Genomic DNA, 25,049 nt, shown 5'->3' with positions numbered 1-25,049 from the left:
CCTAGTTGCGCAGCCGCTCAATGCCCTGCGCAAGCGCAACGTAAAGTTTGCCCATATCCGAACCCAGCACGGTCACGCCCAGTGCATTGCCATCGCGCGTTGACAGCATTGAACGCAGCATCGCTTCGAAGTCGTGGATGTAGCGGTTCACATTGGCGTGAAATTCGCTGTCCGACTGGTAAAGCTCGGAGATTTCCTTGGCCTGAGAATTGTCGATCAGTCGCACCGCACGGCGAGTGAATATTCCGCGATCGCCTTTCAGATAGGCGTTCCATTCCGTGTCTGGCACTTCGCTCGAGAATGCGGACGCGATATCGATTGCACCGGAATTAAGGCTGTCGGTGATGAGCGCCATGCGGCGGGCGAAATCGTTATTGACCTGTTCTTCTGCCAGTTCCCGCGCGCGAGTGATGCGCTGTTCCAGATTGCCGGTAAGCTCATTCACTTTGGCCAATTGATCGCGCAATTGCGTGGTCGCCTCACGCCCAGCGCCGGATGCTTTGGATGTCGCGTCCTCAATTTGCGCGATGGCAGAGGCGCTTTCGTCGCGCAAAGATTGCGATAGCTGCTCAACCGCTTCCGTGCTGATCTGTGCGGCAAGCGCCTCAACCTTCTCTTTGGCGCCATTTTCAAGCGAGGCAAAAGCCGACTGCGTGGCGGTTTCGAGCGATGTGATAGCCTCGCGCAGTTTCTCTTGCGTGGCCCCTGCAAACTCTTCGCTTTCCGAGGTGATCTGCGCCAGCCCGCCGCGCAATCCGTGCAGTTTTGCCAGCGCGTCATCCGTCTGCTCGGAAAAGCGCGCCGTGATCTCTTCAATCGAATTGTCAGCCCGTTCAATCTCGCCGTGAGCTTTCGTTAGATAACCACTCAAATCTTCGCCGCGCTGCGCTGTTTCCAGGATCACGCCTTGGAGCGCGCCCGCGCGCTGTTCCACATGACCCAGTTCGCTCGCTGCTGACTGGATCGCCTGCGGGAGCTCTTCGCGCGTGTGGTGAACGCCCAATTCGATGTTTTCGAGCACTTTGAGAGCTGCGTTGTTTATTTCTTTAAGCGCTTCGGCGGTTTGGCCAAGCGCCAAGCGTTTGTCAGACAAGGTCTTGCCCAGATCGCCAAGGCCTTCTTTCAGGCTGCGCCGCGACATATCGCCTTGTTCGCCGATCCGTTTGATAAGCGCACCCATCTCGCCAAACTGTTCGCTCAGCGCAGCGCTTTGTGCAGACAGCTTTTCCGTTTCCTGCGCATGCAGATCGCGCTGCTCGGCCATGGCGGCATCGAGTTTCGTGAGGCGCTCAGCCAGAATTTCAGCGCCGCGCGCCTCGCGCTGTTCGAATTGCGTTTGACGGTTTGTCATTTCGTCGAGGAACCGGATATCGCGTTGGCCAAGTAAAGTGTCGAATTCCGCGGCCTCTTTGTGCAGGCTTTGCACGCGGGCTTTGGATGCTTCGATGGAATTGCGATCCAGCGTGTCAACCTGTTCGAACAAATCGGTTACATTGGCCTGAATTTTCTCAAGCGCGGCTTTCTGCCTGTCGCCCGCCAATTTTTCAGCATCATGCAATTTCGCGATCAGCGTGTCGGTTTCGCCCTGCAATCCAGCAAATCGACCACTCAGCGAAGCAAAGGCTTGCGCCTCTGTCTGGTCCATTTCGCTGCGATATTCTGCGGCCTTGTTTTGCAACAAATTGAACCGAGCGCCTACGGTTTCTTCCAAACGGGTGATCTCGGCATCAAAATCGCTCAGTGTGGCGCGAACCCGGTCGCCCATACCGCTGATTTGCTCTTCGCTTGACGTGCCAAGCGCTTGGATTTTCTCAAATTCGCCCGTCATGCTTTCAAGGCTCTGCTTGGCCGTGTCGCCAGCATTGCCGATCTGATTGGACACATCGCGCGCCGAATTCGCGATCACGGGTAAATCGTCGCGCAACCGCACCATGTTGGCGAGGGCTGTATCACTTGCGGTGCCGATGGATTGCACTTGCTTATCGTTCTTTTTGATCAAATCCTGCAAAGACGCGGCATGTTCGCCAATGCGCTCGCTCGCCACACGGCCAAGCGATTCCAGATCGCGCGATTGAGAAGCGAGAAACTCCCGCGCAAGGCTCAGCTCGCGATTGACCACGGTCAGCCGGGTTTCAAGCTGTGCGCTTTCCTGACTAAGCAGCGATGCCGTGGTAGCAAAGCGATTGGCCTCAACCCGCGAATTGCGCATGGCGAGCAGCCAGATCACGCAAACCAGCAGCACGGGCACCGACCAATCAATGATCCAGCGAACCCATTGCGCAGGCGCCACAGCGGCCGCGTTCATCAATTCCCCGCGCATCGCCCAGCCATAAAGGGCCGTCCAGCTAAGGATTACGGTGATCGCCAGAGCGGGGATAACCCAGGTAAAGCGCGCTGAAGGTGTCTCGATCATCTCTTCGAAATACCCCGTATCTTCGTCCATCTCGGATAGGTCGAGGATGTCCAAATTGTCATCGGCCGCGCTACCGGTCTGGGCATTTTCGGCATCAGGCATATCGCCATCGTCCGCTTTTGCAGGTGAGCTGGATGAAGCTTTGCGCTTCTCTTCTTGGCGAACCGCCCGGATATGCTGTCTTTTTGACATGCCCTTCTGATACCACATGGAGCCTGTGGATAAACCCTCCATTAACCCTTAGTCGCCTAGTGTTGCCTTTATGGCATTTGAAAATGGAGCCCTTGATGCAACTCTGGCAGCGGCGGCAGGTGATGATCCTGCATTGCTGCGGGAATTGCGCGCCGCGTTTGTTGAAAGCGCTGAGAAGCAGCTCGATTTGCTGAAGCGTTCTCGCTGTGATGGCAATTGGAATGTTGCGGCGATGCGGCTCAAGGGTTTGGCGGCCAGCTTCCATTCTGATGAATTGCTGCTGGCTGCCGAAAATGCGCTTGTTTCTGCCCCGGGTGAACCAACGGCGATCCGCGATATCGAGACGGTTTTGCGCCAATATTCGGGTGTTTCACCAAACTAGACCCGGCAAGCTACGGCTCACAAGGCCGGCGATGGGTGCTATGCACTGCGAAACACTCACGCTTCGTTGCCATAAACCTATCCGCAATTGCTGCTGTGTCTTGCGATTAAATCGGCTAACGCGGGCTTAACTATAGCACCTGTATAGGCAAGGTATGGGCAAGATCGTCATGGACCAGCCTGCGACACCGCATGTCGAGCTGATGCTGCGCGCTGAATTGGCGCGTGGTGATCGTGCGCTCAGCGGCGTTGCCCCGGTTCTGTCGCATCTTTTGGCAAGTTCGGGCCATGCGCTCGTAAACGAGGACATCGTCGCCCGGCTGCGCGGCATGATGAACGATGCTGCCCGTCAATTGATCGTCGCTGCGGGGGCGCAAGATCCTGAGGAAATCGCGGTTGATGCCTTGTCCGATCATTTGGCCGGCGATGGCCCGATCCTGAGCCATTTCTACTCGCTCGCGATGGAAGGTCATTTAGCTTATCGGTTGGAGCAGCGATCGTCATTGGACCCTGTGCTGTGCCCGTTATTGCAAGAGCTGATCGCGTCTGAACAAGCTGAGGTGGCCGAACTTGGGATGCACGCGCTCGCCGCGCAATCTCGGTTTGTTCAGGCCCAGCGCCGTATGTCCATGCCATTGGGTGAATTGCCTGCGCGCCTCTATCACGGGGTTCTTGAGGCCTTCGAGGCATGGCCGGAGTCAGCTGCGGTATGCGCAGATGCCGAATTGGAAACGGGCATCCAGCGATTGCGCTTGGAGTATGATGAGGGGGCAACCCGTCTGGCATTGCTGACGCGCCTTGCGCGCTCCATGCGGGCAGGCGCAGTTGCAGCGCTAGACCTTGATCATGCAGGATTAGCGCTGTTCGTCACGGCTTTGGCCGCGCTGACCGGGCAGCCGCGCGACCTTGCAATCCTTGCCTGTCACGAACGTCAAGCGGCGCGCCTTGCATTGGGCCTCCGCGCTGCTGGTCTCGATCAATCCGCGATTGAGCGCCAGTTTCTGCTGCTTGAACCTGCGGAACGTCTGCCCAGCCATATGGATGAGATCGCCCCTGGAAAAGCAGCTGATTTGCTTGGGCAATCGGCTGCATGGAAAGCGGGATAAGAGCGCGGGCGATGGATCAACGCAGTTCCCTTCTTGCCGCGCGCGGTGTGACAGACAAGCTTGACCGCCTGGTCACAGCCGATGAAGCGCTTGCGGATTTGCATGAGAAATGCGGCGGAGCACTGCCGGGAACTTTGGCAATCCCGGAACTGCTCGATCTGGTGCAGCAGGGTAGGGCCATGGGGCTTCGGATCGCGCGCGAGTTTACTTGTTTTGATGGCGAGGAAGTGGTGAGCGGGTTTGCCCGCGTTCATCCCCTTGATGAAACGGACGGCGGCGGGTGCGAGCTGCTAATCGACAATTGGCAGCGCGCACAAGAGCCGCAATTGACCTCTCGCGAACTGGCAGAGCAGATCGATGCCATTGACCGCGCGTCGGCAGAAGTAAACGCGCGGTTAGATAACCGCCAGCACTTGCAATTGCTAAGCGGTTTGGCGCCGGATACCGCTGAACTGGTGGCGATTTCCAAATCTCAGCCCGGAAAGCTCTGGACGGACTATGTCAGCTTGCAAGGCGTTGCGCATCAGCAGCCTCTGCATTGGCGTTTGCTGGATGGGGCGTCTTGCACCTTTGCGGGATCGATGCGTTCCTGGAGAGTTCGGATTATCCCGACGGGACCGGGGACAGGCACGCCGCGCGGGTTTGAGTTGCTGCTGGTCGCCGAAGAGCCACTTGTTGCAGCCGCCGATGCCGGCACCGCCGATGACCGTTCGCAAACTCGCCTGATTGGCAGCGCGCTAACCCCGGTACTGCGCCAACCTATTGCCAGCATAATTGCCAATGCGGAAACCATTCGCGCGCGATTGGCGGGGCCACTGCGCGGCGAATATAGCGAATATGCAGGCAATATTGCTGCCGCTGGCCAGCACCTTTCGGGGATGCTTGATGATCTTGCCGACCTCGAAGTGGTCGAAGCGCCCGGTTTCAGCACGCTTCAGGAACGGGTTGATTTAAGCGATGCAGCACGGCGTGCAGGCGGAATATTGGGCGTAAGAGCACAAGCCCGAAACATCATTCTCAACCTTCCGGCGCAGGACGAGCATGCGCCCGCAAACGCAGAATTTAGGCGCGTGCTGCAAATTCTCATCAATCTGATCGGGAACGCCATTTCCTATTCGCCGGAAGACAGCACTGTCACCGTGGCGATTGGCGAAGATGAAGCTTCCGAGGCCGTATTCCTGACGGTGGAAGATGAAGGTCCCGGTATCAGCGCCGAACAAGCCGAGCATATTTTCGAAAAGTTTGAACGGCTTGGGCGCGATAATGACGGCGGCTCTGGCCTTGGCCTTTATATCTCGAAAAAGCTCGCAGACGCGATGCAGGGCGAATTGGCTCTCGCCGAGCCGCAAGAACGCGCCGATCAGGGCGCGCTCTTCCGACTGACATTACCAAAACACAGCTAAAACGCTGGCCTTAAACCTTACCGGTTGGCCAGCGGCACGTAATCGCGCGCTGTCGGTCCCGTATAAAGCTGGCGAGGGCGGCCAATAACCTGGCCTGGATCAGAGATCATCTCGTTCCACTGAGCGACCCAGCCCACGGTGCGCGCCAGAGCAAACAACGCGGTGAACATCGTTGTCGGGAACCCGATTGAGGACAGGATGATGCCGGAATAGAAGTCAACATTGGGGAACAGCTTCTTTTCCTTAAAATAATCATCGTTGAGCGCAAGCTCTTCAAGCTGCAACGCCACTTCGAACACAGGATCAGTTGTTTTGAGTGCTTCAAACACTTCGCGAAGCGTCTGCTGCATCACCGTCGCGCGCGGATCGTAGTTTTTGTAAACCCGGTGACCAAAGCCCATCAGCCGGAAGGGATCGTTCTTATCCTTCGCACGCTCGATATAGTGCGGGATCCGGTCCGGCGTGCCGATTTCTTGCAGCATGTTCAGCGCCGCCTCATTCGCGCCGCCATGCGCCGGGCCCCAGAGGCAGGCAATGCCAGCAGCGATACACGCAAACGGGTTTGCGCCAGAGGAACCAGCCAAACGCACGGTTGATGTTGATGCGTTTTGTTCATGATCGGCATGGAGGATAAAGATCCGGTCCATTGCCTTCTCAATCGCCGGATGCACCTCATATTCCTCGGCCGGAACGCCAAATGTCATCCGCAGGAAATTGCCCGTGTAGCTCAGATCGTTCTTGGGCTGCATCATGGGCTGACCCACAGCATATTTGTATGCCATCGCCGCGATGGTTGGCATCTTTGCGATCAGGCGGTGCGATGAAATCTTGCGATGCTCCGGATCGGAAATGTCTGTGCTGTCATGGTAAAACGCCGAAAGCGCCCCCACAACGCCGCACATGATCGCCATCGGGTGCGCATCGCGGCGAAAGCCCTGGACAAACTGTCGCAGCTGATCGTGCAGCATTGTGTGGCGAGTGATCGTGTACGTGAAATCGTCAAGCTCTTCGCTATTGGGCAATTCACCGTTCAGCAGCAGATAGCTGACTTCCATAAAGCTGGATTGTTCCGCCAATTGCCCAATAGGATAACCGCGATGGAGCAGAACGCCTTCATTGCCATCGATATAGGTGAGCGCGCTTTCGCAGCTTGCCGTCGATTTGTAGCCCGGATCGAAAGTGAACGCACCGGTTGACCCGTATAGCTTACGGATATCGACCACATCGGGCCCAGTGCTGCCTTCTAATACAGGAAATTCGTGGGTCTGCCCGCCCAATTCGAGTTTCGCCATTTTGTCTGCCACACTGTATCTCCTGTCCAATTTTTACCGCAAAAAGACGCGGCTAAGACGCTTCGGCGTCGAGCCGGGCCAGCGATTCATCCCGTCCCAAAAGGACGAGAACGTCAAAAATGCCGGGCGAAGTCATCGTTCCGGTCAAGGCAGCGCGCATCGGCTGCGCAAGCTTGCCAAAACCCAATCCCATGTCCTCAGCTAAGGCTTTCGTAGTGGCTTCGAGAGCGTCGATTGTCCAGTCATTTTCACTGCCCAATCGTGCAGAAATTTGCGCTAATCTTGCTCGCGCCTCATCATCGAGCGCCTTCGCCGCTTTCTCGGTCATTTTAAGCGGTGTGGTTGCAAAAAGAAATCCTGCACCATCAACCAGTTCATCGACAGTCTTCGCACGCATTTTTAGAGCGGGCATTGCCTTTTCCAAAAGCGCATGATCCGCGCCATCACCCATCCGTTCCGCCACCAATTTGGCCAATTGCGCATCATCAGCCTCGCGCAGATAGTGCCCGTTGAGGTTTTCGAGCTTTTTCAGGTCAAATCGTGACGGGCTTTTGCCCACACCTGACAGGGTGAACAGCTCAATCGCCTCTTCGCGGGTAATTTCCTCTTTATCGCCATGGGCCCACCCCAGCCGCAAGAGATAATTGCACAAGGCATCAGGCAGAATACCCATGTCATCGCGATAGGCCTCAATCCCCAAGGCACCATGCCGTTTCGATAGCTTCGCGCCATCAGGCCCGTGGATCAGCGGTACATGGGCATAGACCGGTTCGTTCCAGCCGCCCTCGATTGCCTCCATCGCATGATAAATGGGAAGCTGGCGGAACGCATTGTTGAGGTGATCATCGCCCCGGATCACATGCGTGACGCCCATATCATGGTCATCCACTACCACCGCGAGCATGTAAGTGGGTGTCCCATCGGCGCGTAGGATGATGAAATCATCGAGTTCCGCATTGCTTACCGAAACCGAGCCTTGAACCTCGTCAACAATGGCCGTCTCCCCCTGTTGCGGAGTTTTAATCCTGACAGTGAAAGGCGCATTTTGGGGCGCTTCTGACGGGTCACGGTCGCGCCAGCGCCCGTCATAACGCATGGGCTGCTTGTTCGCCTTTTGCTCGGCTCGCATCGCCTCGAGTTCCTCAGGGGTAGCAAAGCATTTGTAAGCGTGACCAGCATCAAGCAATTGGTGCGCAATTTGCGCATGGCGCCCTGCGCGATCAGACTGAAACACGGGTGGTTCATCGTAATCAAGACCCATCCAATCCAGGCCATCAATGATCGCATCGATTGCTGCCTGGGTTGAACGTTTGGTATCGGTATCCTCGATCCTGAGCAGCGCTTTGCCGCCATAGTGACGGGCATAAAGCCAATTGAACAACGCTGTTCGTGCCCCGCCGATATGCAGAAACCCAGTGGGTGAGGGGGCAAATCGGGTAACAATCTCGCTTGCCATAAGCGTCCAGTTCCTATTCATATCATGCGCTGAGCCGACCGGCCGCACCCCAGAAGGGACTATGGCAAATGGCTGATCTACCAACTGTTCCAATGGGAGATGATGACGCTGGCAGCGCGGCTGCTGGCGTTACCGTTTCTGATGCGACTTTTGACAAAGCCAGCCGAAATCCCACGCGCACTTGGCAAACGGGCGCGGGAATGTCCAGCATCGCGGTGGCAATCTTCGATAGGATCGAGCAATTTCTTGCGAGGGCAGGCTTTGACCGCGCACCCTGGATTGCGGTTTGCTTCGCGTGCGGGATCTTCGCATGGTTCGCACTCACAAGTCCGTGGCAGTGGGCCAGCGCAATTGGGGCTGGACTGCTGCTTGCGCTGGCGGCGATGGCGGCATGGCGCGGGGTGGATGAACGCGAGCATTGCCGCCGGGCGAGCATTGCGATCGGATTGGTCTTTGCCGCTGGCCTTGCTGTGATCTGGGCCCGGTCCGAAATGGTGGGGGCGGAGCCGATTGAGAGACCAGTGGTCGAGCGCGTGCAAGGATATGTGCTCGAACGCCAGGATCAACCCGCCGATGAACGCATCCGGCTTACCTTGGCTATCCGCGATCCCGAAACCGGTGAGAGCCGCAAGATCCGAATCAATGTCCCTTTGGCAGAGGTGGACCGGGTGGATGTGAATACCAATGGGAATTCCGCCATGAGTGAAGGCGCAGTTCTGCGGATGCGTGTGCGCCTGATGCCTCCTGCGAGCCCCATGCTGCCGGGAGCCTATGATTTTGCGCGCGCCGCGTGGTTCAAGGGCTATGCTGCGACGGGCAGCCTTGTCGGGGAGATTGAGGTTATCGAGGCTCCTCAAACCAAGAGCGGTTTAAAGGGCATCCAGCGCAGCCTTGCCAATCACGTTCGCGCCAATGTTGATGGATCGGCGGGCACGATTGCTGCAGCCTTTGCGAGCGGTGACCGAGGAGCCATCCCGCAAGCTGATGAGGAAGCGATGCGCGATGCGGGCCTTACGCATTTGCTTGCTATCAGCGGGCTGCATGTGAGCGCGGTGATTGCCGCAGCTTATTTTGTAGTGATTAAGCTATTGGCGCTGTTCCCCGCTTTGGCTTTGCGGGTGCGATTGCCGGTTGCGGCTGCGGTAGCCGGAGCAATGGCCGGTATCGCCTACACCTTACTCACAGGCGCGCAGGTGCCCACCGTCAGGGCCTGCGTTGCCGCCATTCTGGTCCTGGGCGCTCTGGCGCTGGGGCGTGATGCGCTGTCGTTCCGCATGGTCGCGGTCGCTGCGATGTTCGTGATGGTGGTGTGGCCCGAGACGGTGATCGGTCCCAGCTTTCAGATGAGTTTTTCCGCCGTCCTTGCCATTGTTGCTTTGCATTCGTCTGGCCCGGTGAGAGCCTTTCTGGCTGCGCGCGAAGAACCCTGGTGGCAGCGATTTGGACGCAACACGGCCATGCTTTTCCTGACGGGCCTGGTCATTGAGCTTGCCCTGATGCCGATTGTCATGTTCCATTTTCACCGCGCTGGACTGTATGGAGCGCTGGCCAATGTCATCGCCATTCCTTTGGTGACGTTCATCGCGATGCCGATGATCGCGCTCGGCCTGGCTCTCGATCTGGTGGGTGCAGGCGCGCCTGTATGGTGGATCGCCGAACGCGCGCTTGAAGCTTTGCTTGCCATTGCGCATTTCACTTCCGCTCAACCCGGCGCGGTCAAGCTGATGCCGCAAATGGGCGGCGTTACGATTGCCCTGTTTGTCGCAGGAGGGCTGTGGCTGGCGCTGTGGTCGGGCAGAGCGAGGCTGTTTGGTTTTGCTCCTGTTGCAGCAGGGATAGCGGCTTTGCTGGCCACCCCCATACCCGACATTCTGGTTGGGCGGGAAGGGCGCCATGTCGGGATCACCACCATTCAGCCTGATGGGTCGAGAGCGCTGCTTTCGCTGCGAGACAGCCGTTCCTCCTATTCGCGCGATAACCTGCTTGAACTGTCTAGCGTGACCAGCGATCCTATCCCGCTTAGCGAATGGCCTGGTGCGCGGTGTTCTGCCGAGTTCTGCCTTATCACTCTTGAGCGAGGCGGCAGGGACTGGGTGCTTCTCCTCGCGCGCAACCGCAATCTGATCGAAGAGCGCGCTTTGGCTGCTGCATGCGATCAGGCCGATATCGTGGTCGCTGATCGCTTTTTGCCGCGCTCGTGCAAACCGCGCTGGCTCAAAGCGGATCGCGGCTATCTTGGCCAGAACGGCGGTCTTGCGATTGACCTTAGCAGAGAGACGGTCACCACGGTTGCTGCCAGCCAAGGCGAGCACGGTTGGTGGAAGGGGTTTGAGGACTGACCCAAGCCCGCTTATGACGCGCAGCGGGGAGGGGTGCCGATAGGCTTACGCCGGAACGGAACGCACCCACCCCCGCGACACAATTAGTGATAGCGGCGCAGCAATCCTGCAAGTTTGCCCTGCACCTGCACCTCACCCGATCCATAGACCTGCGGATCATAGGCTGCATTGGCCGGATCAAGCCGCACCATGCCTTTATCCTTGTGCAGATACTTCAAGGTCGCCTCTTCACCGCGGACCAGCGCAACCACAATCTCGCCATCGCGCGCAGTGTCTGTCCGTTTGATCAGGGCGAAATCGCCATCGAAGATGCCTGCTTCGAGCATGGAATCGCCTGACACTTCGAGCGCATAGTGCTCTCCGGGGCCAAGCAGTGCCGCTGGCACGGGAAGCGCGCTTTGTCCTTCAAGCGCTTCGATCGGTGCGCCTGCTGCAATCCGGCCATGCAGCGGAATGCTGATGACATCATTGGCAGGTTCGGGCTGCGAGCGAGCCGCAGCTGCTGTGCGCGCTGCCGCCAGATCGACGACTGTATCATCCGCCGCCGTTTCACCCGATGCTTTACGCGGAGCAGGTGTTGCATCTTCGGGCATTTTGATGACTTCGAGTGCGCGCGCCCTGTTGGGTAGACGGCGGATGAAGCCGCGTTCTTCCAACGCCGAAATCAGACGATGAACGCCCGATTTGCTTTTGAGATCGAGCGCTTCTTTCATCTCTTCGAAGCTGGGCGAAATGCCTGTTGCTTCAAGCCGCTCTTGTATGAAGCGGATCAGTTCGTGTTGCTTTGCCGTCAGCATCAGGCAAACTCCTTTTGACGCACTTTCGAGCGAGGCAACAAAGCCCCCGCAGTGCAGAACTCACGCGTTCAAAGAGGCACAGCGCCAAAAGGGTGTGACCCAAGGGCAAAGTGCGGTTGGAACGCTGCCCGATCACCGATAAGGTGAACGAATGAGGAACAAGTAGGCAACCAATCGGAACAAGTCAACACCCTGTTAGCCCGCAAACCGCTGCAATTCAGCCATTTCGGAGGTTATACACAGCCACTTCTTCGCCTTGCGCCACCGCACAGCTGTTTTCGGGACGCACGATCAGGCAATTGGCCTCAGCAAGCGCGCGCAAGGCACTGGAATCCTGTGAAGATGCGGGGCTCACATGCCGCCCATCGCTCACCCCCTAACGAACTCGCGCCGCGGGCCGGTTGCGGGCACGGCCGTGGACGCGATCCGGGTCTCCTCAGCCGGCAAGGGCGCTTTGTCGCCAAGGCTTGCACGCACGAGCGGGAGAGCGAACAGGAACGCGGTCACATAGCTTGAGACCGGATTGCCGGGCAGGCCCAGCACCACCTGGCCTTTGCGCTGTGCCACCATGAGCGGCTTGCCCGGCTTGATCGCCACTTTCCAGAACGCGAGATCCGCGCCCCAATCCGCCAAAGCGCGCTGGATGAGGTCATGATCGCCCACCGATGCACCGCCAGATGTGATGAGGATGTCTGCGCTTTCCGCCTGGGCCAAGGCCTCTGCCAGCGCCTGCATGTCATCGGCCACCGGGCCAAGCCGCATGGTGGTGCAGCCCAGCGCTTCGACCATGGCTGCGATCATCGCGCCATTGCTGGCAGGGATCTGGCCCGGACCGCACTCGGCAGGGTCGCTTGCCAGTTCGTCCCCGCTATCAAGGATCGCGATGCTGGGCGGCCCGCGCACGGGTAGCTCACCGCATCCAGCCGACAGCGCGAGCGCGATCTGTGCAGGGCCTATCCGCGTGCCAGCGCTCAGCACGCGGTCGCCTTGCGCAAAGTCGAAGCCGCGCGCGCGCACATGGCGCTGGGGGAGGGCATCTCCTCTCCCTCGCCCAAGACCACAGAAACGCCATCAATGACTGCGTTCTCCTGGATCAGCACTCTGTCTGCGCCTTGCGGCATGTGCGCCCCTGTCGAGATGCGAGTGCATTCGCCGCCTGTCAGCGCTCCGTCATAGGGCTGGCCTGCGCGCGCCTCGCCCACACGCTGCCACGGGCCTGCACCTGCAATTGCATAGCCATCCATCGCTGACAGGTCCGCGGGCGGCTGAGTTCGCTTCGCTGTCACATCGGCAGCCAAATAGCGTCCCCGCGCTGCGCTAGCGCCAAGCTGCTCCACCGGGCCTCGCACGGCCATGGCGAGGAGCCGCTCCTGCGCTTCGACCAAAGGCAGAAGCCCGCTCACTGGCTCGCTTTCCACGTGCCCGATTTGCCGCCGCGCTTCTCGATGAGCCGCACTTCGCCGATCACCATGCCTTTATCGATCGCTTTGGTCATATCGTAGATCGTCAGGAGCGCCGTGGAGACAGCGACCATCGCTTCCATTTCCACGCCCGTCTTGCCGGTGAGCGAGCAAGTGGCAAGCGCGCGCACGCCGGTATCCTCAAAGGTGAACTCAATCCCCACCGCTTCCAGCCCCAGCGGATGGCAGAGCGGGATCAGCTCGCCTGTCCGTTTGGCCGCCATGATGCCTGCAATGCGCGCAGTGCCAAGCACATCGCCTTTGGGCGCGTCGCCTTCGCGGATCGCGGTGAGCGCGTCTGACGACATGGTGATAAGGCCCGAGGCGATTGCGGTCCGCTCGCTTTGCGCCTTGCCCCCCACATCCACCATGCGCGCCGCGCCGTCATCGCCGAGATGGGTTAGTCTGTTCATACTACGCGCCCTTAACCTGAAGCATGGACCGCATGTTACACGGTCCTGACACTAAAAACCTGCCCCGCCGCACACAGCGCTGCTTTGCCTGTCAATGCGAACAAATCTGCGTGTTTCGGGGAGGAATTGCCAATCACATAAGCCATTGGCCCTGATTGCCACAAATGCGCGATGTAGGACAGCGCCGCTACTGTCCGTTAAGCAGACGCTGCGTTGCAGCGGCGACGTCTGTTTCGCGCATCAGGCTTTCGCCGACCAGAAATGTCCGAACGCCTGACGCTTCAAGCCGCACAAGGTCTGCATGCGCGTTGATCCCGCTTTCGCCGACCAACAAGACATCATCAGGCACAAGCGCGGACAGCCGCTCTGTCACGGATAGCGAGGTTGTGAAGGTTTTAAGATCGCGATTGTTCACTCCGATCAGCTTGGATTGAAGGTGAGTGAGCGCGCGTTCCAGCTCTTTCTCATCATGCACTTCGACCAGCACATCCATGGCATGTTCGCGCGCGGCCTGTTCAATCTCTGCCATTTGCGCATTGCCGAGCGCCGCGACGATAATCAGAATCGCATCGGCTCCGATTGCGCGCGCTTCTGCGCATTGCCATGGATCGATCATAAAATCCTTGCGCAAAACCGGCAGATCGCAGGCCGCGCGCGCAGCGATGAGGTAATCTTCATGCCCTTGAAAATACGGCGCATCGGTAAGGACGGACAGGCACGCCGCCCCGCCAGCGGCATAATCGCGGGCGTGCTGGGCGGGATTAAACTCCTCTCTTATCAATCCTTTGGAAGGCGAAGCTTTCTTGACTTCTGCGATCAGTGCAAAGCGGGATTTGGCGGTTTCACGCAGCTTGCGCTCAAACCCGCGCGGTGGTGATTGCTTAGAAGCGAGCGTTTCCAGCTGAAAATCGGATGTGGCCGTTTTGCGCGCGGACACTTCGCCTGCCTTATGGGCGCAAATTTCCTCCAGCTTGTTCATACTGCCAGCGCAATCCAACGCTTTAGCAACTCTTCTGCGCGGCCAGCATCAATCGCTTCTGCCGCCTGGCTGGCGCAGTCCTGCCAATCATCACCTTTGCCCGCCACCATCAACGCGCCCGCTGCATTGAACACCACGGCATCGCGGTATGGTCCCGGCGTTCCTTGCAGCAACGCTTTCAATGCAGCCGCGTTGTGAACCGCATCATCGCCGCGAATAGCCTCGACAGGGGCATTGGCAAGGCCGGCCATGCCCGGATCGACCCTGCGCATTTCAAACGCATTGCCGCTGACCCAGGCTGCCTCGTTTCCTCCGGCAAGGCTCAATTCATCAAGCCCCTCATCGCCTGACACAATCATCGAACGCCCCGTGCCAAGCTTTGCTAAAGCGCCCGCGTAAATCGGCACATAGGCCGGCCGGGCAATCCCAATCAATTGCGCGGTGACCCCGGCGGGGTTGGACAGCGGGCCCATCAGATTGAAAATGGTGCGTTTGCCAATCTTTTTGCGGATCGGTTGAATGCGGCCCATGGCGGGGTGGTGGTTTTTGGCAAACAGAAAACAGATGCCAATTTCGCCCAATGTCTTTTCGGCCGTTTCGCCTGCTGCATCCATATCCAGACCCAGCGCTTCCAGCGTATCAGCCGCGCCCGCTTTGGAAGAGGCCGCGCGGTTGCCGTGTTTGGCGACCGGCACGCCGCATGCGGCAACCACAAGGCTGACGGCGGTGGAAACATTGAGCGTGTGATGCCCGTCTCCTCCCGTGCCGCACACATCAATGGCATTGCCGGGCGCATCAATGGGGATAAGCCGCGCGCGCAATGCCCGCGCAGCGCCAGCGATTTCGTTTGAGGTTTCGCCCCGCTGCGACAGCGCGACAAGAAAGCGTTCAATCTCAGCTTCATCCGGCGCGCCATCGAGCAGCGCGCCAAAGGCGGTTTCCGCCTGCGTTTCCGTGAGCGGCGTGTCGATATCGGGTAGGGCGGTCATGCGGGCTCTCTATCAGGCAGGCGCGCATCCATGCCGCACAGGTTCAGGAAATTGGCGAGGAGCGCGTGACCATGCTGGGTCGCGATGCTTTCAGGGTGAAATTGCACGCCGTGAATGGGCAGGGTCTTATGATGAAATCCCATAATGCTGGGGTGATCACTGCCGGGTGTGTCGGCATGGGCATTGGCGATAAGCTCGCTCGGCATATCGACCACTTCAAGGCTGTGATAGCGCGTCGCGGTGAAGGGGGAAGGCAGGTCTTTGAAAACGCCGCTGCCATCGTGAGTGACAGGCGAGGTTTTGCCATGCATCAATCCGCCGCGCACCACAGTGCCGCCAAAATGCTGGCCAATGCTTTGATGGCCAAGACACACGCCCAGCAAAGGCGCGCCCGCATCCGCGCAGGCCGCAACCAGATCAAGGCTGATGCCTGCTTCATTCGGAGTGCAGGGGCCCGGGGAAATGAGATACCCCTTTGCCCCTCGCTCCATCGCTTGGGCCGCCGTGATTGCATCATTGCGAACGACTTCCACTTCTGCCCCCAATTCCATCAGATAATGGACAAGGTTGAAGGTAAAGCTGTCGTAATTGTCGATGATGAGAATCATGGAAGAGAGCCTTCGCGCAAATGGGGCGGGGGTTCAAGATTGGGTGTGCGGGGTTCGCAGGGCGCTTAGCCCCTTATCAATCATAGTCGCGCCAATCGCTCCTACCGCGTAGGCGAGGATATCGCTCCAGGTGAATGTCGTGCCAAGGACAATGCGCGCCGCCCGGTTATCCTCCAGCCCCAGCATCGTGAGAACGTCCAGATATTGCATAATCTCAATCACAACCGCGATGCCAAAGGCGATGAGCGCGGCTGTCACCATGCGAAATTTCAGGACGCTAAGCAGCCCGCAATAGACTAACATCACCGCCAGCACATCGCCCAATATGGGCCGCACAAATGCGTCGCGCACGAACAAGGCGATATAGACTTCGGCCGCAAACAATGCCGCAGCGGCAAGGGCATAGCCGCGGTGAAACCTCACAATACGGGTCATCTCAGATCAAAGGCCGGCAAAGTGATCGGTTGCGCGCACCAATCCATCGACAATGCCCGGCTCGCTGGCGGAATGGCCTGCATCATCGACAATCCACAAATCTGCCTTGGGCCATGCTTTTTTGAGCGCCCAGGCAGCGCCCGGCGGGGTGCAGATATCATGCCGCCCCTGCACGATAATGCCGGGAATATCCGCCATGCGCGCCGCATCGCGTAGCAATTGGCTTTCTTCGAGGAAAAAGTCCTCAAGGAAAAACCGCGCGCATATTCGGGCAAACGGGACAGCTTTGGCAGGATCGGCAAAGTCTTCGAGCAGGCCGGGATTGGGCAGCAGGGTTGCGACCGTTCCCTCCCACAAAGACCATTGCTTGGCCGCTTCAAGCCGTACAGCCTCATCCTCGCTGGTGAGGCGGGCGTAATACGCTTTTACCAGATCACCGCGTTCCTCTTCGGGGATTAGGCCGGTAAAGGCGTCCCATTGTTCGGCCATGATCTCGCTTGCGCCGTATTTATACAGCCACGTTTTTTCGCGCTGGCGGGCAAGGAAAACACCGCGCAGGATCAGCTGCGTCACGCGTTCGGGATGCTTTTGCGCATATGCAAGCGCCAAGGTGGAGCCCCAGCTGCCGCCAAAGACCTGCCAGGCATCGAACCCGCAATGTTCTCGCAGCCGCTCCATATCGGCGACAATGCGCCATGTGTCGTTGTGCTCTATTTGCGCAAAAGGGAGCGATTGGCCGCAGCCGCGCTGGTCAAACAGCAGCACGTCATAATGGGCAGGGTTCCATTGCTGGCGGTGCGAAGGGGCCATGCCGCCGCCGGGGCCGCCATGCAAAAACACCGCAGGCCGCGCGCCGGGCGTGCCGACACGTTCGTAATAAAGCGAATGCCCTTCGCCGACATCGAGCATGCCTGTCTCATACGGCTCTATCGCGGGATAAAGCGTGCGGCGCGAGGCGCTCATTTCTTGGTGACAACCACGATTGGCCCGGCGCGCTTTGTATCCAGCCTGCCGGTTGCCGGATCCCATAGGGCCGACACATTGCTATCCAGCAGCAGCGCATTGGGCGTGCCAAGGCGATCTTTGAAGAACCGGGCGATCTTGCCAAAGCTGACTGGATCATCCGCGATCACGAAATGCGCTGTCCCATCCGCGCCAAGCCCCACGCCATTGCGCACCGCGCGCGATGGGCCATCGGTCTGGATTTCGGGGTGAAGCTTTCCATCGATCACCAGCATAGGGCCGGATTGCGTGCCGAAATTTGGCCTGTCTGAGACATTGCGCAAGAAACTGTCGGCGGTGCGCATGCGCCACTGCCCGCCCGTGCCATAAAACACGCCATTGGGCTTGAGGAAGAAATTGCCGCTGCCGCTCTCTCGGTTGAGCAGTTTCAATCGCTCGCCTTTTTCCACGTAATATCCAAGCGCGCGCAAATCATCGCCAAACGCGCCGGCATTCATTGCAAAGGCGACTTTGGTCTTGTCTGCTGTCGCCGCATAGGCAGACAGCGATCCGAACGGCTGCCGTCCGGAACCGGGGCTGAGCACGGTGAAAATCCGGTGCTTGGCCGGATCGGCGATGCAATGGGTGAGAGTGGCCGCCTCAAATTCCGCTTTCTTGCAAGCAGAGGCCGCCGCTTCGGGGGTCTCGGTGGCTTCGGGTGAAGGCGTCTCTTCGGGCGTAGCTGCGGCCACCACTTCGCCGTCTTTGGGCGGGCTTCCATCAAGCGATGTGCGCACCACAGGTTCGCCGCCGGGCTGCTGTTCGCACGCCGATAACGCCAGCGCGAGCCCCGCCGCGCAGATTAGGCCCAACCGGGAAGATGACATCATTGATCGGCTCATTGCCCAAACCTCAAGCTGTTGGAAATGCGGACCGCTTCGCGCGCAGCTGCGATCAGCGCGCCCGCTTTTGCGCGGCATTCCGCCAGTTCGTAATCCGGATCGCTATCTGCGACGATCCCCGCGCCTGCCTGCACATGCATAACCTTGTCCTTTACCACCGCAGTTCTGAGGACAATGCACGAATCCACCGAACCATCGGGTGAGAAATAGCCCACGCCGCCAGCATAGGCCCCGCGCGTCTCGCCTTCCAACTCGGCAATGATCTCGCATGCCCGGATTTTTGGCGCACCTGAGACGGTGCCTGCGGGAAATCCGGCGAACAGCGCATCCAGCGCATCGCGCCCCTTGGCCAATTGCCCCACCACATTGCTGACAATGTGCATCACATGGCTGTAGCGTTCGATGGTGAAACTGCCGGTGACTTTAACGCTGCCGCGCTCCGCCACCCGGCCCGTATCATTGCGCCCCAAATCAAGCAGCATCAGATGTTCGGCCAATTCCTTGGGATCGTTAAGCAAGCTTTGCTCATTCGCCGCGTCTTCCTCAGCGCTTGCGCCGCGCGGGCGGGTGCCGGCAATCGGGCGAATGGTCACTTCGTTATCGCGCACCCGAACCAATATTTCAGGGCTGGACCCGACAATCGCAAAACCGGGTAGATCGAGGAAATAGAGGAAAGGCGACGGGTTCACCCGGCGCAAAGCGCGATACAGCGCCAGCGGAGGCAGTTCAAACGGGCAGGTAAAGCGCTGGGCCAGCACCACCTGAAAGATATCGCCTGCAAGGATGTAATCCTTCGCGCGCGCGACCATCGCCTTGTAATCATCCCCTGCGATAACGGGGGTCAGTTCCGGCTCTGTATCATCACCGCTTACTTGCGGCGCAGATCGGTCACGCGGCTGCTCCAATGCGGCCAAGGTCGCATCAATCGCATCGCCCGCCTGCGTGATCGCAGCATCTGGGTTTTGCGCAGATTTCGCATCGGCCCAGACAGGCGCGATGCAGAACAATTCATCAGACAGGCTGTCAAACACCAACAGAACCGTGGGGCGCACAAACAGCATATCGGGCAGATCGAGCTCGCTCGGCGCCGCGCGCGGCAGCGTTTCGACAAGGCCGATTGTCTCATACCCGAAATACCCCACCAGACAGGCGAGCGCCTTGGGCAGGGTATCGGGCACATCTATCAGACAGTCTTTGGCAAGGCTGCGCAGTTCACCCAGCGCATTGGTGCCATCGCGCATATCGCATGGGACGAACCGGGCGCGATTGGTGCGCCATTCGCGGTTGATCTCAGCAGTGTTTCCCAACGCACGAAAGACCAGATCGGGGTTGAGGCCGAGCAGACTGTAGCGCCCGCGCACTTCGCCGCCTTCGACCGATTCGAGCAGAAAATCGCCGCGCCCCGGCTCTATCAGGCGCACTGCCGCGCTGACGGGCGTGTCGCAATCCGCGATGACCCGGCGCCACACCAGCGCAGGTTTACCAGCGGATAAAGCGGCCTGCGCGCCGTCTGCATTCTCAGGAAGCGCAAATGCCACTTTGATCAGCCCTTAATTGTCGCCGGTCAGCTGTCTGCGCACTGCCTCAATCGCATCCTCATTGCGCTCAACGCCAACCTCGTCGCGGATCGCGGCTTGCAATTGGGCCGTGTATTCCGCGCTGAGGGCCTGCGCAAATTGCTGCTGCGTCTGCGCGAGCAGGGGATCATCATCTTCGGGCAGAGTTGTTACAATCTCATCGAGGTCAACCACGAACCACCCGCCATCGCGCGCGCCTTCGAACAGTTTGGTGGACCCCTCGGCCATCGAAAACAGCAGGATCAGCGGCGGAGGCACATTCTGCCCGCCTTGGGCAAGCAGTTCGGCGCGCGCCAGATCGATCCTGTCAGCGGGCGGCAGTGCGGCGTTTTCCGCCGACATTGCGTCGGCCAATGACGCGCCGCCGCGCACTTTTTCAAGGATCGTGTCAGCCGCTTTACGCGCCGCTTTGCTGCCTTCGGAGAACTTCCACGCCTGTACTGCTTCATCACGGACTTCGGTGAGGGGAGGCGCGGCGCTTTCGGTGATGCTTTCAACATCAAACACGATAAATTGCTGCCCCGGCACCAGCGCTGCCAATTGCGGCTCGCTTTCCTCCATCTGGAAGGCCGTTTCGAGAATGGGGCTGAGCTGCGGGCTAAGCCCTGGCCCCTGCTGGCCAAAAATACGCCCATCGGCGAGCACTTGCGGGGTTGTTTGCACGTCAAGCCCATAAGCCTGCGCAACATCGGTGAGGGACGTGCCGCTATCGACTTCTTCCTCGATATTGGCGGACATATCAGCCAGCGCCGATGCGGCTTTTTCGATTTTCAGAGCTTCGCGAATTTCATCGCTTGCTTGTGCCAGGGTGCGCGCAGGGGTCGTCTCAATCTGATCGACGCGCGCGACATACCAGCCCAGCGTGCTTTGCGCAGGCTCCACAATACCGTCGCGCGATGTTTCGAAGATCTTCTCAGCCGCTGCAAAACTGGTGGCAGATGCCAATTCCTCGCGCGTGCTCAATTCGCCCGAAGATATGTTAAACCCAGCTTCACGCGCAGCCGCCTCAAGCGAGACACCACCGCGAATGCGCTCCGCCAGCGCCTGAGCGGCCTGCTGCGTCGGTACAACGAAAGAACTGACCGCGCGGCGCTCAATCGCTTTGTACTGATCGGCGTTTGCCTCGTACCGGGCAGCGATCTCGGCATCGGTTGGCTGCGCGCTGGAAGCGATGGAGCCCGCCCCGAACGCGGCATAGCGCAGCACCCGGCGTTCCGGGATGATGAACCGGGTGCGATTGTCTGAATAGAACGTCTCCAATTGCTCAGCCGTGGGATCGCCACCGGGCATAAACAGTTCACTGGGGATAAGTCCGATTTGCCCGCGCCGGCGTTCCCGCACCAAAGCCGCATATTGCTTGGCCGCTTTCTTAGGCAGAATGGGAGAGGCGAGGGCAGGGACGAGCAATTGCTGCGCCAGCAGCCCATCAGCCAGATCGCGCCGCAGCACAGCATCGGTCAATCCCTGGCGCGAAAGCGCCGCCTGATAGACCTCGTTATCAAATTCGCCGGTTAAATTTAGGAAAGCAGGGATCTGCAAAATCTCGCTGTTTACAAGATTTTCCCCGGCGCGAAGACCAAACATCTCCGCATATTCGCCCACAGCATAGCGGTTGATAAGCTGATCGAGCACTTCATCAAATCCGCCCTGTTCAACGAAAACGGGCATGGTCAGCGTTGGATCTTGCTGGCGCACCTGGCTCAATGCGCTGTTGGCTGTGCTGGCCAATTCGCTCGCTGAAATGCTGTCATCGCCCACCAGCGCGGCGCGGTCACCACCTGAAATGCCGCCAAATGTGCTGCCGGTGATATCGCTCGCCGCAAAAGCAAGCGCCACCAGGACCAAAAACGCGATAAAGATCGGCAGGCCGATTTTGGACTGAAAGAAATTGCGGAAAAAAGAGATCATTTTGCGTGTCTGGTCCCGTGCTTTGGGCGTTCAAATACCAAGGAAATGCGTATTATCACTTTTGCAAGTCCTTATCCGGTAAGCGCCTTATCCGGCCTGCGACCTGTCGGCAACAGGTGGCAGCAGGTTTTGACGGGATGAAATTCCTTGGCTAGCGGACCGGGAGATGCGGCCCTACATGCTGGCTGAAGATCTCGAAACACACGACCCATTGGCAGGATACCTGAATGTCTCAGCGTCCCTACATCGTAGGAAATTGGAAAATGCACGGCACGCGCGCAATGCTTGCCGAAGCGCGCGCGATTGATCGTGCGGCCCAGCGTCATATGAAAGTGGAAGTGGCAATTGCGCCGCCTTACACTCTGATCCACCCCGTCCACCGCGAGGCGGAACAGATCGCTGTTGGCGCACAAAACTGTCACGAGGCAGAAGGCGGCGCGTATACAGGCGAGATTGCAGCAGGCATGCTGGCCGATGCGGGGGCGAAATTCGTTATCCTTGGCCACAGCGAGCGCCGTCAGGGTTACGGCGAAAGCAACGCTTTGGTCAAAGCCAAGGCCGATGCCGCATTGCAAGCAGGCCTGCGCGTTATCCTGTGCTGCGGTGAGGATGAGGCGACCCGCGATAAAGGCGAAGCGGTCGCATTCGTCAAAGAACAACTTACCGCATCGCTGCCTGAGGCGGGCGCTGATCTGAGCGAGGCGTTCGAGAAAATCACCGTCGCTTATGAGCCGATCTGGGCGATTGGCACGGGCAAAACCGCCAGCCTTGATGATATCGCCGAAATGCACGGCGCGATCCGCGGTTTGTTGATCGAGCTTTACGGCGAGGAAGACGGCGCAGCGATCCGCATATTGTATGGCGGCTCTGTCAAACCAGACAATGCGAGTGATATTCTGGGCATTGGTGAAGTGGGCGGCGCGCTGGTCGGCGGGGCCAGTCTGACAGCGGACAGCTTTATGGGCATTGCGCTTGCCGCCGGGGAAACCGCAGACGCTTAAACCCCGCGCAGCGTGATCCCGCCGCGCCGCTGCGCACGGGCTACGCTTGCCACTGCGCGCTGCGATCCCTATGTCGCGGCCAACAAATTGCTATTGGAACACCCTTTTCATGTCCGTCTTTATCTTTCTTACCGTTGTTCAGGCGCTGGTAGCCGCCGGGCTTGTCGCCGTTGTGCTGATGCAGCGCAGCGAAGGCGGCGGATTGGGCATTGGCGGCAATCCCAATGGCGCACTGGGCGCGCGCGGTGCGGCGGATTTTCTCACCAAATCAACCAAGTGGCTGGCGATTGCCTTTGTCACTTTGTCGATCGCACTGGCCGCTGTTGCGGTGAAAGAACGCAGCGGCAGCACGGTTGAGACTACTCTCGATCGCGGCGCAGCAGGCTCAGCGCCCTCAAGCGAGGATTTGCTGGGCGGCGCGCCTGAAACAGATGGCAGCGCCGATCCGCTGGCTGATGGCGCAGCAGCACCGGCTGAAACCGCCGGTCCGGCAGCGGGCGAAACCCCGGCTGCTGACCCGCTGGCTGAATAAAGCCGCATTTCATCATCGCAGCTGTGGATTGGGCCGCAAATCGCGGCGCAATTTGCTTGCCCCACACCCCAAACGAGGCTTAGGGCTTTTCTCCCATGGCGCGGTACATTTTCATCACCGGCGGCGTGGTCTCCTCGCTCGGCAAAGGTTTAATGGCAGCATCCCTTGCAAGCCTGTTGCAGGCACGCGGGTACAAGGTGCGCATTCGCAAGTTTGACCCCTATCTCAATGTCGATCCGGGCACGATGAGCCCGTATCAGCATGGTGAGGTTTATGTCACCGATGATGGTGCAGAAACCGATCTTGATCTGGGCCATTACGAGCGGTTCACGGGCGTTTCCGCCCGGCAAAGCGACAACATAACCAGCGGGCGCGTCTATCGCGACATCATCGCGCGTGAACGGCGCGGCGATTATCTGGGCGCAACTGTGCAGGTAATCCCGCATGTGACCGATGAGATCAAAGCGTTCGCGCTGGCAGACAGCGATGATCTTGATTTTGTGCTGTGTGAAATTGGCGGGACGGTTGGCGACATCGAATCGCTCCCTTTTATGGAAGCGATCCGCCAGCTCCGAAACGAATTGGAGCCGCTCCAAACGCTCAGCGTCCATGTGACGCTGGTGCCTTACATCGCCGCGGCGGGCGAGCTTAAGACCAAGCCCACCCAGCATTCCGTGCGCGAACTGGCCAGTCTGGGGATCAAACCCGACGTGCTTTTGTGCCGGGCTGAACACCCCATTCCCGAAGGCGAGCGGCAGAAAATCGCCAATTTCTGCAATGTGCGCAAAGAAGCGGTGATCCCGGCTCTGGATGCGCCCTCGATTTATTCGGTCCCGCTGCAATATCACAAGGAAGGCCTCGATGCAGAGGTGTTGCGCGGGTTCGGCATCACCGATGCGCGCGAGCCTGATCTGTCATCATGGCTTGATGTGACTGATCGCTATTTCCAACCCGACGGCGAGGTCACCATCGGTGTTGTGGGCAAATATGTTGGATTGCCGGATGCCTATAAGTCTTTGAACGAAGCGTTGGTTCATGGCGGGCTTGCCAACCGCGCCAAAGTCAACATCCGATGGATTGACGCGGAACTTTTTGATCAGGACGCTGCGGATATTACGGCTCAGCTAGAGCCGTTGCATGGAATTTTGGTGCCCGGTGGCTTTGGATCGCGTGGGAGCGAAGGCAAAATTGCAAGCGTCCGCTTTGCTCGCGAACGCAAGGTTCCGTTTTTCGGCATATGTTTGGGTATGCAAATGGCCTGCGTTGAAGGAATGCGAAACACGGCAGGATTGGACGCCGCATCTTCGACAGAATTTGGCGAAACATCAGAGCCGGTTGTCGGTATCATCACCGAATGGATGAGTGAAGATGGCCTGCAACAACGCAATGCTGACACGGATTTGGGCGGGACAATGCGATTGGGGGCTTACGAGGCCGTCCTTCAGGGCAGCAGCCATATCAGCCAGATTTATGGCGGTGTAAGCAGCATTTCAGAGCGCCATCGTCACCGATATGAGGTGAATGCCGCTTATATCGAGCCGCTTGAAAAGGGCGGCCTGGTGTTTGCTGGCATGTCGCCTGATGGCTTGCTTCCCGAAACAGTGGAACGGCCCGATCACCCCTGGTTTGTCGGCGTGCAGTTCCATCCCGAGCTCAAGTCGCGTCCGTTTGATCCGCACCCGCTGTTTGCAGGCTTTATCGCCGCCGCGCTGGAACAATCGCGTCTTGTTTGACCGGGCTGAGCGAGCGGTCACACAGGCCGGATCAGCAGATTTTTATTACAATTGAAACGATATGTCGCGTTCTTACAAGAGCGACAGTTTAATCTTGCGCACAGTGCAACACAGGCATAGGCCCGTGGTTAAAGCTACAGGTTTTCTTAAGGGGGCAGGGGGATACCGCTTCTCATGGGAAATCGCTTTGC

At 58.8% G+C, this 25,049-nt stretch carries 22 protein-coding genes and 1 pseudogene; 7 read left to right on the top strand and 16 right to left on the bottom strand.

Annotated features, from left to right (window positions below):
- Position 1 precedes the first annotated feature (1 nt).
- A complete protein-coding gene (locus tag AC0V6W_RS01015) occupies positions 2 to 2,515 on the bottom strand; it encodes an ATPase (protein WP_486146299.1) in 2,514 nt (837 codons plus the stop codon).
- A 160-nt stretch (positions 2,516 to 2,675) separates the two neighbouring features.
- Between AC0V6W_RS01015 and AC0V6W_RS01010 the strand changes: the two genes are divergently transcribed.
- The 3 genes from AC0V6W_RS01010 to AC0V6W_RS01000 all read left to right on the top strand — a co-directional run bounded on the left by AC0V6W_RS01010 (position 2,676) and on the right by AC0V6W_RS01000 (position 5,495).
- On the top strand, positions 2,676 to 2,987 hold the full coding sequence (locus AC0V6W_RS01010; RefSeq protein ID WP_486146297.1) for an Hpt domain-containing protein: 312 nt from the start codon (positions 2,676 to 2,678) through the stop codon (positions 2,985 to 2,987).
- Positions 2,988 to 3,141: 154 nt separating this feature from the next.
- On the top strand, positions 3,142 to 4,092 hold the full coding sequence (locus AC0V6W_RS01005; protein WP_486146295.1) for a hypothetical protein: 951 nt from the start codon (positions 3,142 to 3,144) through the stop codon (positions 4,090 to 4,092).
- An 11-nt stretch (positions 4,093 to 4,103) separates the two neighbouring features.
- A complete protein-coding gene (locus AC0V6W_RS01000; RefSeq protein ID WP_486146293.1) occupies positions 4,104 to 5,495 on the top strand; it encodes a sensor histidine kinase in 1,392 nt (463 codons plus the stop codon).
- A 17-nt stretch (positions 5,496 to 5,512) separates the two neighbouring features.
- On the opposite strand, the gene AC0V6W_RS00995 is transcribed toward AC0V6W_RS01000, so the two are convergent.
- Together AC0V6W_RS00995 and gltX are read right to left on the bottom strand one after the other, a co-directional pair.
- Positions 5,513 to 6,799 carry a citrate synthase gene (locus AC0V6W_RS00995; protein WP_486146291.1) on the bottom strand — a complete coding sequence of 429 codons (1,287 nt, stop codon included), beginning with the start codon at positions 6,797 to 6,799 and terminating at the stop codon, positions 5,513 to 5,515.
- A gap of 40 nt (positions 6,800 to 6,839) precedes the next feature.
- Positions 6,840 to 8,243 (bottom strand): glutamate--tRNA ligase, encoded by a 1,404-nt coding sequence (gene gltX, locus AC0V6W_RS00990; RefSeq protein WP_486146289.1) that lies wholly within the window; start codon positions 8,241 to 8,243, stop codon positions 6,840 to 6,842.
- Positions 8,244 to 8,311: 68 nt separating this feature from the next.
- On the opposite strand from gltX, the gene AC0V6W_RS00985 reads away from it, so the two are divergent.
- Positions 8,312 to 10,582 (top strand): ComEC/Rec2 family competence protein, encoded by a 2,271-nt coding sequence (locus tag AC0V6W_RS00985; protein WP_486146287.1) that lies wholly within the window; start codon positions 8,312 to 8,314, stop codon positions 10,580 to 10,582.
- A gap of 83 nt (positions 10,583 to 10,665) precedes the next feature.
- On the opposite strand, the gene lexA is transcribed toward AC0V6W_RS00985, so the two are convergent.
- From lexA to AC0V6W_RS00920, 13 genes and pseudogenes are all read right to left on the bottom strand, one after another.
- On the bottom strand, positions 10,666 to 11,379 hold the full coding sequence (gene lexA, locus AC0V6W_RS00980; protein ID WP_486146285.1) for a transcriptional repressor LexA: 714 nt from the start codon (positions 11,377 to 11,379) through the stop codon (positions 10,666 to 10,668).
- 217 nt (positions 11,380 to 11,596) lie between these two features.
- On the bottom strand, positions 11,597 to 11,734 hold the full coding sequence (locus AC0V6W_RS00975; RefSeq protein WP_486146283.1) for a hypothetical protein: 138 nt from the start codon (positions 11,732 to 11,734) through the stop codon (positions 11,597 to 11,599).
- 14 nt (positions 11,735 to 11,748) lie between these two features.
- Positions 11,749 to 12,357, bottom strand: coding sequence for a molybdopterin molybdotransferase MoeA (locus tag AC0V6W_RS00970; RefSeq protein WP_486151418.1), 609 nt, complete (start codon positions 12,355 to 12,357; stop codon positions 11,749 to 11,751).
- A pseudogene (locus AC0V6W_RS00965) lies at positions 12,358 to 12,734 on the bottom strand (molybdopterin molybdotransferase MoeA); the annotation flags it as partial.
- Positions 12,735 to 12,778: 44 nt separating this feature from the next.
- Entirely contained in the window at positions 12,779 to 13,252 is a 474-nt protein-coding gene (gene moaC, locus AC0V6W_RS00960) for a cyclic pyranopterin monophosphate synthase MoaC (protein WP_486146281.1), read from the bottom strand.
- 187 nt (positions 13,253 to 13,439) lie between these two features.
- Positions 13,440 to 14,231 carry an indole-3-glycerol phosphate synthase TrpC gene (gene trpC, locus AC0V6W_RS00955; protein ID WP_486146279.1) on the bottom strand — a complete coding sequence of 264 codons (792 nt, stop codon included), beginning with the start codon at positions 14,229 to 14,231 and terminating at the stop codon, positions 13,440 to 13,442.
- On the bottom strand, positions 14,228 to 15,220 hold the full coding sequence (gene trpD, locus AC0V6W_RS00950; RefSeq protein ID WP_486146277.1) for an anthranilate phosphoribosyltransferase: 993 nt from the start codon (positions 15,218 to 15,220) through the stop codon (positions 14,228 to 14,230). Before trpD ends, trpC begins: the two co-directional genes overlap by 4 nt.
- Positions 15,217 to 15,828, bottom strand: coding sequence for an anthranilate synthase component II (locus tag AC0V6W_RS00945; protein WP_486146275.1), 612 nt, complete (start codon positions 15,826 to 15,828; stop codon positions 15,217 to 15,219). Before AC0V6W_RS00945 ends, trpD begins: the two co-directional genes overlap by 4 nt.
- 33 nt (positions 15,829 to 15,861) lie before the next feature.
- Complete coding sequence (locus AC0V6W_RS00940) at positions 15,862 to 16,263, bottom strand: ribosomal maturation YjgA family protein (protein ID WP_486146273.1); 402 nt, start codon at positions 16,261 to 16,263, stop codon at positions 15,862 to 15,864.
- A 6-nt stretch (positions 16,264 to 16,269) separates the two neighbouring features.
- A complete protein-coding gene (pip, locus tag AC0V6W_RS00935) occupies positions 16,270 to 17,226 on the bottom strand; it encodes a prolyl aminopeptidase (RefSeq protein ID WP_486146271.1) in 957 nt (318 codons plus the stop codon).
- Positions 17,223 to 18,095, bottom strand: a complete 873-nt coding sequence (locus tag AC0V6W_RS00930; protein ID WP_486146269.1) for a phosphodiester glycosidase family protein — start codon at positions 18,093 to 18,095, stop codon at positions 17,223 to 17,225. The genes pip and AC0V6W_RS00930 overlap by 4 nt, the downstream gene beginning before the upstream one ends.
- Before the next feature lie 8 nt (positions 18,096 to 18,103).
- Complete coding sequence (gene trpE / locus AC0V6W_RS00925) at positions 18,104 to 19,645, bottom strand: anthranilate synthase component I (RefSeq protein WP_486146267.1); 1,542 nt, start codon at positions 19,643 to 19,645, stop codon at positions 18,104 to 18,106.
- 12 nt (positions 19,646 to 19,657) lie between these two features.
- Entirely contained in the window at positions 19,658 to 21,592 is a 1,935-nt protein-coding gene (locus AC0V6W_RS00920; RefSeq protein WP_486146265.1) for a peptidylprolyl isomerase, read from the bottom strand.
- Positions 21,593 to 21,819: 227 nt separating this feature from the next.
- Here AC0V6W_RS00920 and tpiA point away from each other — a divergent pair, with 227 nt between their 5' ends.
- The 3 genes from tpiA (at position 21,820) to pyrG (ending at position 24,858) form a co-directional block, all read left to right on the top strand.
- Positions 21,820 to 22,593 (top strand): triose-phosphate isomerase, encoded by a 774-nt coding sequence (gene tpiA / locus AC0V6W_RS00915; RefSeq protein ID WP_486146263.1) that lies wholly within the window; start codon positions 21,820 to 21,822, stop codon positions 22,591 to 22,593.
- Between the two features lie 109 nt (positions 22,594 to 22,702).
- A complete protein-coding gene (secG, locus tag AC0V6W_RS00910) occupies positions 22,703 to 23,125 on the top strand; it encodes a preprotein translocase subunit SecG (protein WP_486146261.1) in 423 nt (140 codons plus the stop codon).
- A gap of 95 nt (positions 23,126 to 23,220) precedes the next feature.
- Positions 23,221 to 24,858 (top strand): CTP synthase, encoded by a 1,638-nt coding sequence (pyrG, locus tag AC0V6W_RS00905; protein WP_486146259.1) that lies wholly within the window; start codon positions 23,221 to 23,223, stop codon positions 24,856 to 24,858.
- Positions 24,859 to 25,049: the final 191 nt, after the last annotated feature.

Source organism: Erythrobacter sp. JB1-7, assembly GCF_057365015.1.
This window is presented reverse-complemented; position numbering and strand designations above follow the sequence as displayed.

What these genes read in the sequence shown, in the direction of transcription:
- pip (WP_486146271.1), bottom strand. Translation starts at nt 17,226, where the DNA reads ATGAGCGCCTCGCGCCGCACGCTTTATCCCGCGATAGAGCCGTATGAG.
- AC0V6W_RS01000 (WP_486146293.1), top strand. Translation starts at nt 4,104, where the DNA reads ATGGATCAACGCAGTTCCCTTCTTGCCGCGCGCGGTGTGACAGACAAG.
- AC0V6W_RS01010 (WP_486146297.1), top strand. Translation starts at nt 2,676, where the DNA reads ATGGCATTTGAAAATGGAGCCCTTGATGCAACTCTGGCAGCGGCGGCA.
- AC0V6W_RS01015 (WP_486146299.1), bottom strand. Translation starts at nt 2,515, where the DNA reads ATGCCTGATGCCGAAAATGCCCAGACCGGTAGCGCGGCCGATGACAAT.
- tpiA (WP_486146263.1), top strand. Translation starts at nt 21,820, where the DNA reads ATGTCTCAGCGTCCCTACATCGTAGGAAATTGGAAAATGCACGGCACG.
- trpD (WP_486146277.1), bottom strand. Translation starts at nt 15,220, where the DNA reads ATGACCGCCCTACCCGATATCGACACGCCGCTCACGGAAACGCAGGCG.
- secG (WP_486146261.1), top strand. Translation starts at nt 22,703, where the DNA reads ATGTCCGTCTTTATCTTTCTTACCGTTGTTCAGGCGCTGGTAGCCGCC.
- trpC (WP_486146279.1), bottom strand. Translation starts at nt 14,231, where the DNA reads ATGAACAAGCTGGAGGAAATTTGCGCCCATAAGGCAGGCGAAGTGTCC.
- AC0V6W_RS00940 (WP_486146273.1), bottom strand. Translation starts at nt 16,263, where the DNA reads ATGACCCGTATTGTGAGGTTTCACCGCGGCTATGCCCTTGCCGCTGCG.
- AC0V6W_RS00930 (WP_486146269.1), bottom strand. Translation starts at nt 18,095, where the DNA reads ATGATGTCATCTTCCCGGTTGGGCCTAATCTGCGCGGCGGGGCTCGCG.
- gltX (WP_486146289.1), bottom strand. Translation starts at nt 8,243, where the DNA reads ATGGCAAGCGAGATTGTTACCCGATTTGCCCCCTCACCCACTGGGTTT.
- AC0V6W_RS00945 (WP_486146275.1), bottom strand. Translation starts at nt 15,828, where the DNA reads ATGATTCTCATCATCGACAATTACGACAGCTTTACCTTCAACCTTGTC.
- lexA (WP_486146285.1), bottom strand. Translation starts at nt 11,379, where the DNA reads ATGCTGACGGCAAAGCAACACGAACTGATCCGCTTCATACAAGAGCGG.
- moaC (WP_486146281.1), bottom strand. Translation starts at nt 13,252, where the DNA reads ATGAACAGACTAACCCATCTCGGCGATGACGGCGCGGCGCGCATGGTG.
- pyrG (WP_486146259.1), top strand. Translation starts at nt 23,221, where the DNA reads ATGGCGCGGTACATTTTCATCACCGGCGGCGTGGTCTCCTCGCTCGGC.
- AC0V6W_RS00985 (WP_486146287.1), top strand. Translation starts at nt 8,312, where the DNA reads ATGGCTGATCTACCAACTGTTCCAATGGGAGATGATGACGCTGGCAGC.
- AC0V6W_RS00920 (WP_486146265.1), bottom strand. Translation starts at nt 21,592, where the DNA reads ATGATCTCTTTTTTCCGCAATTTCTTTCAGTCCAAAATCGGCCTGCCG.
- AC0V6W_RS01005 (WP_486146295.1), top strand. Translation starts at nt 3,142, where the DNA reads ATGGGCAAGATCGTCATGGACCAGCCTGCGACACCGCATGTCGAGCTG.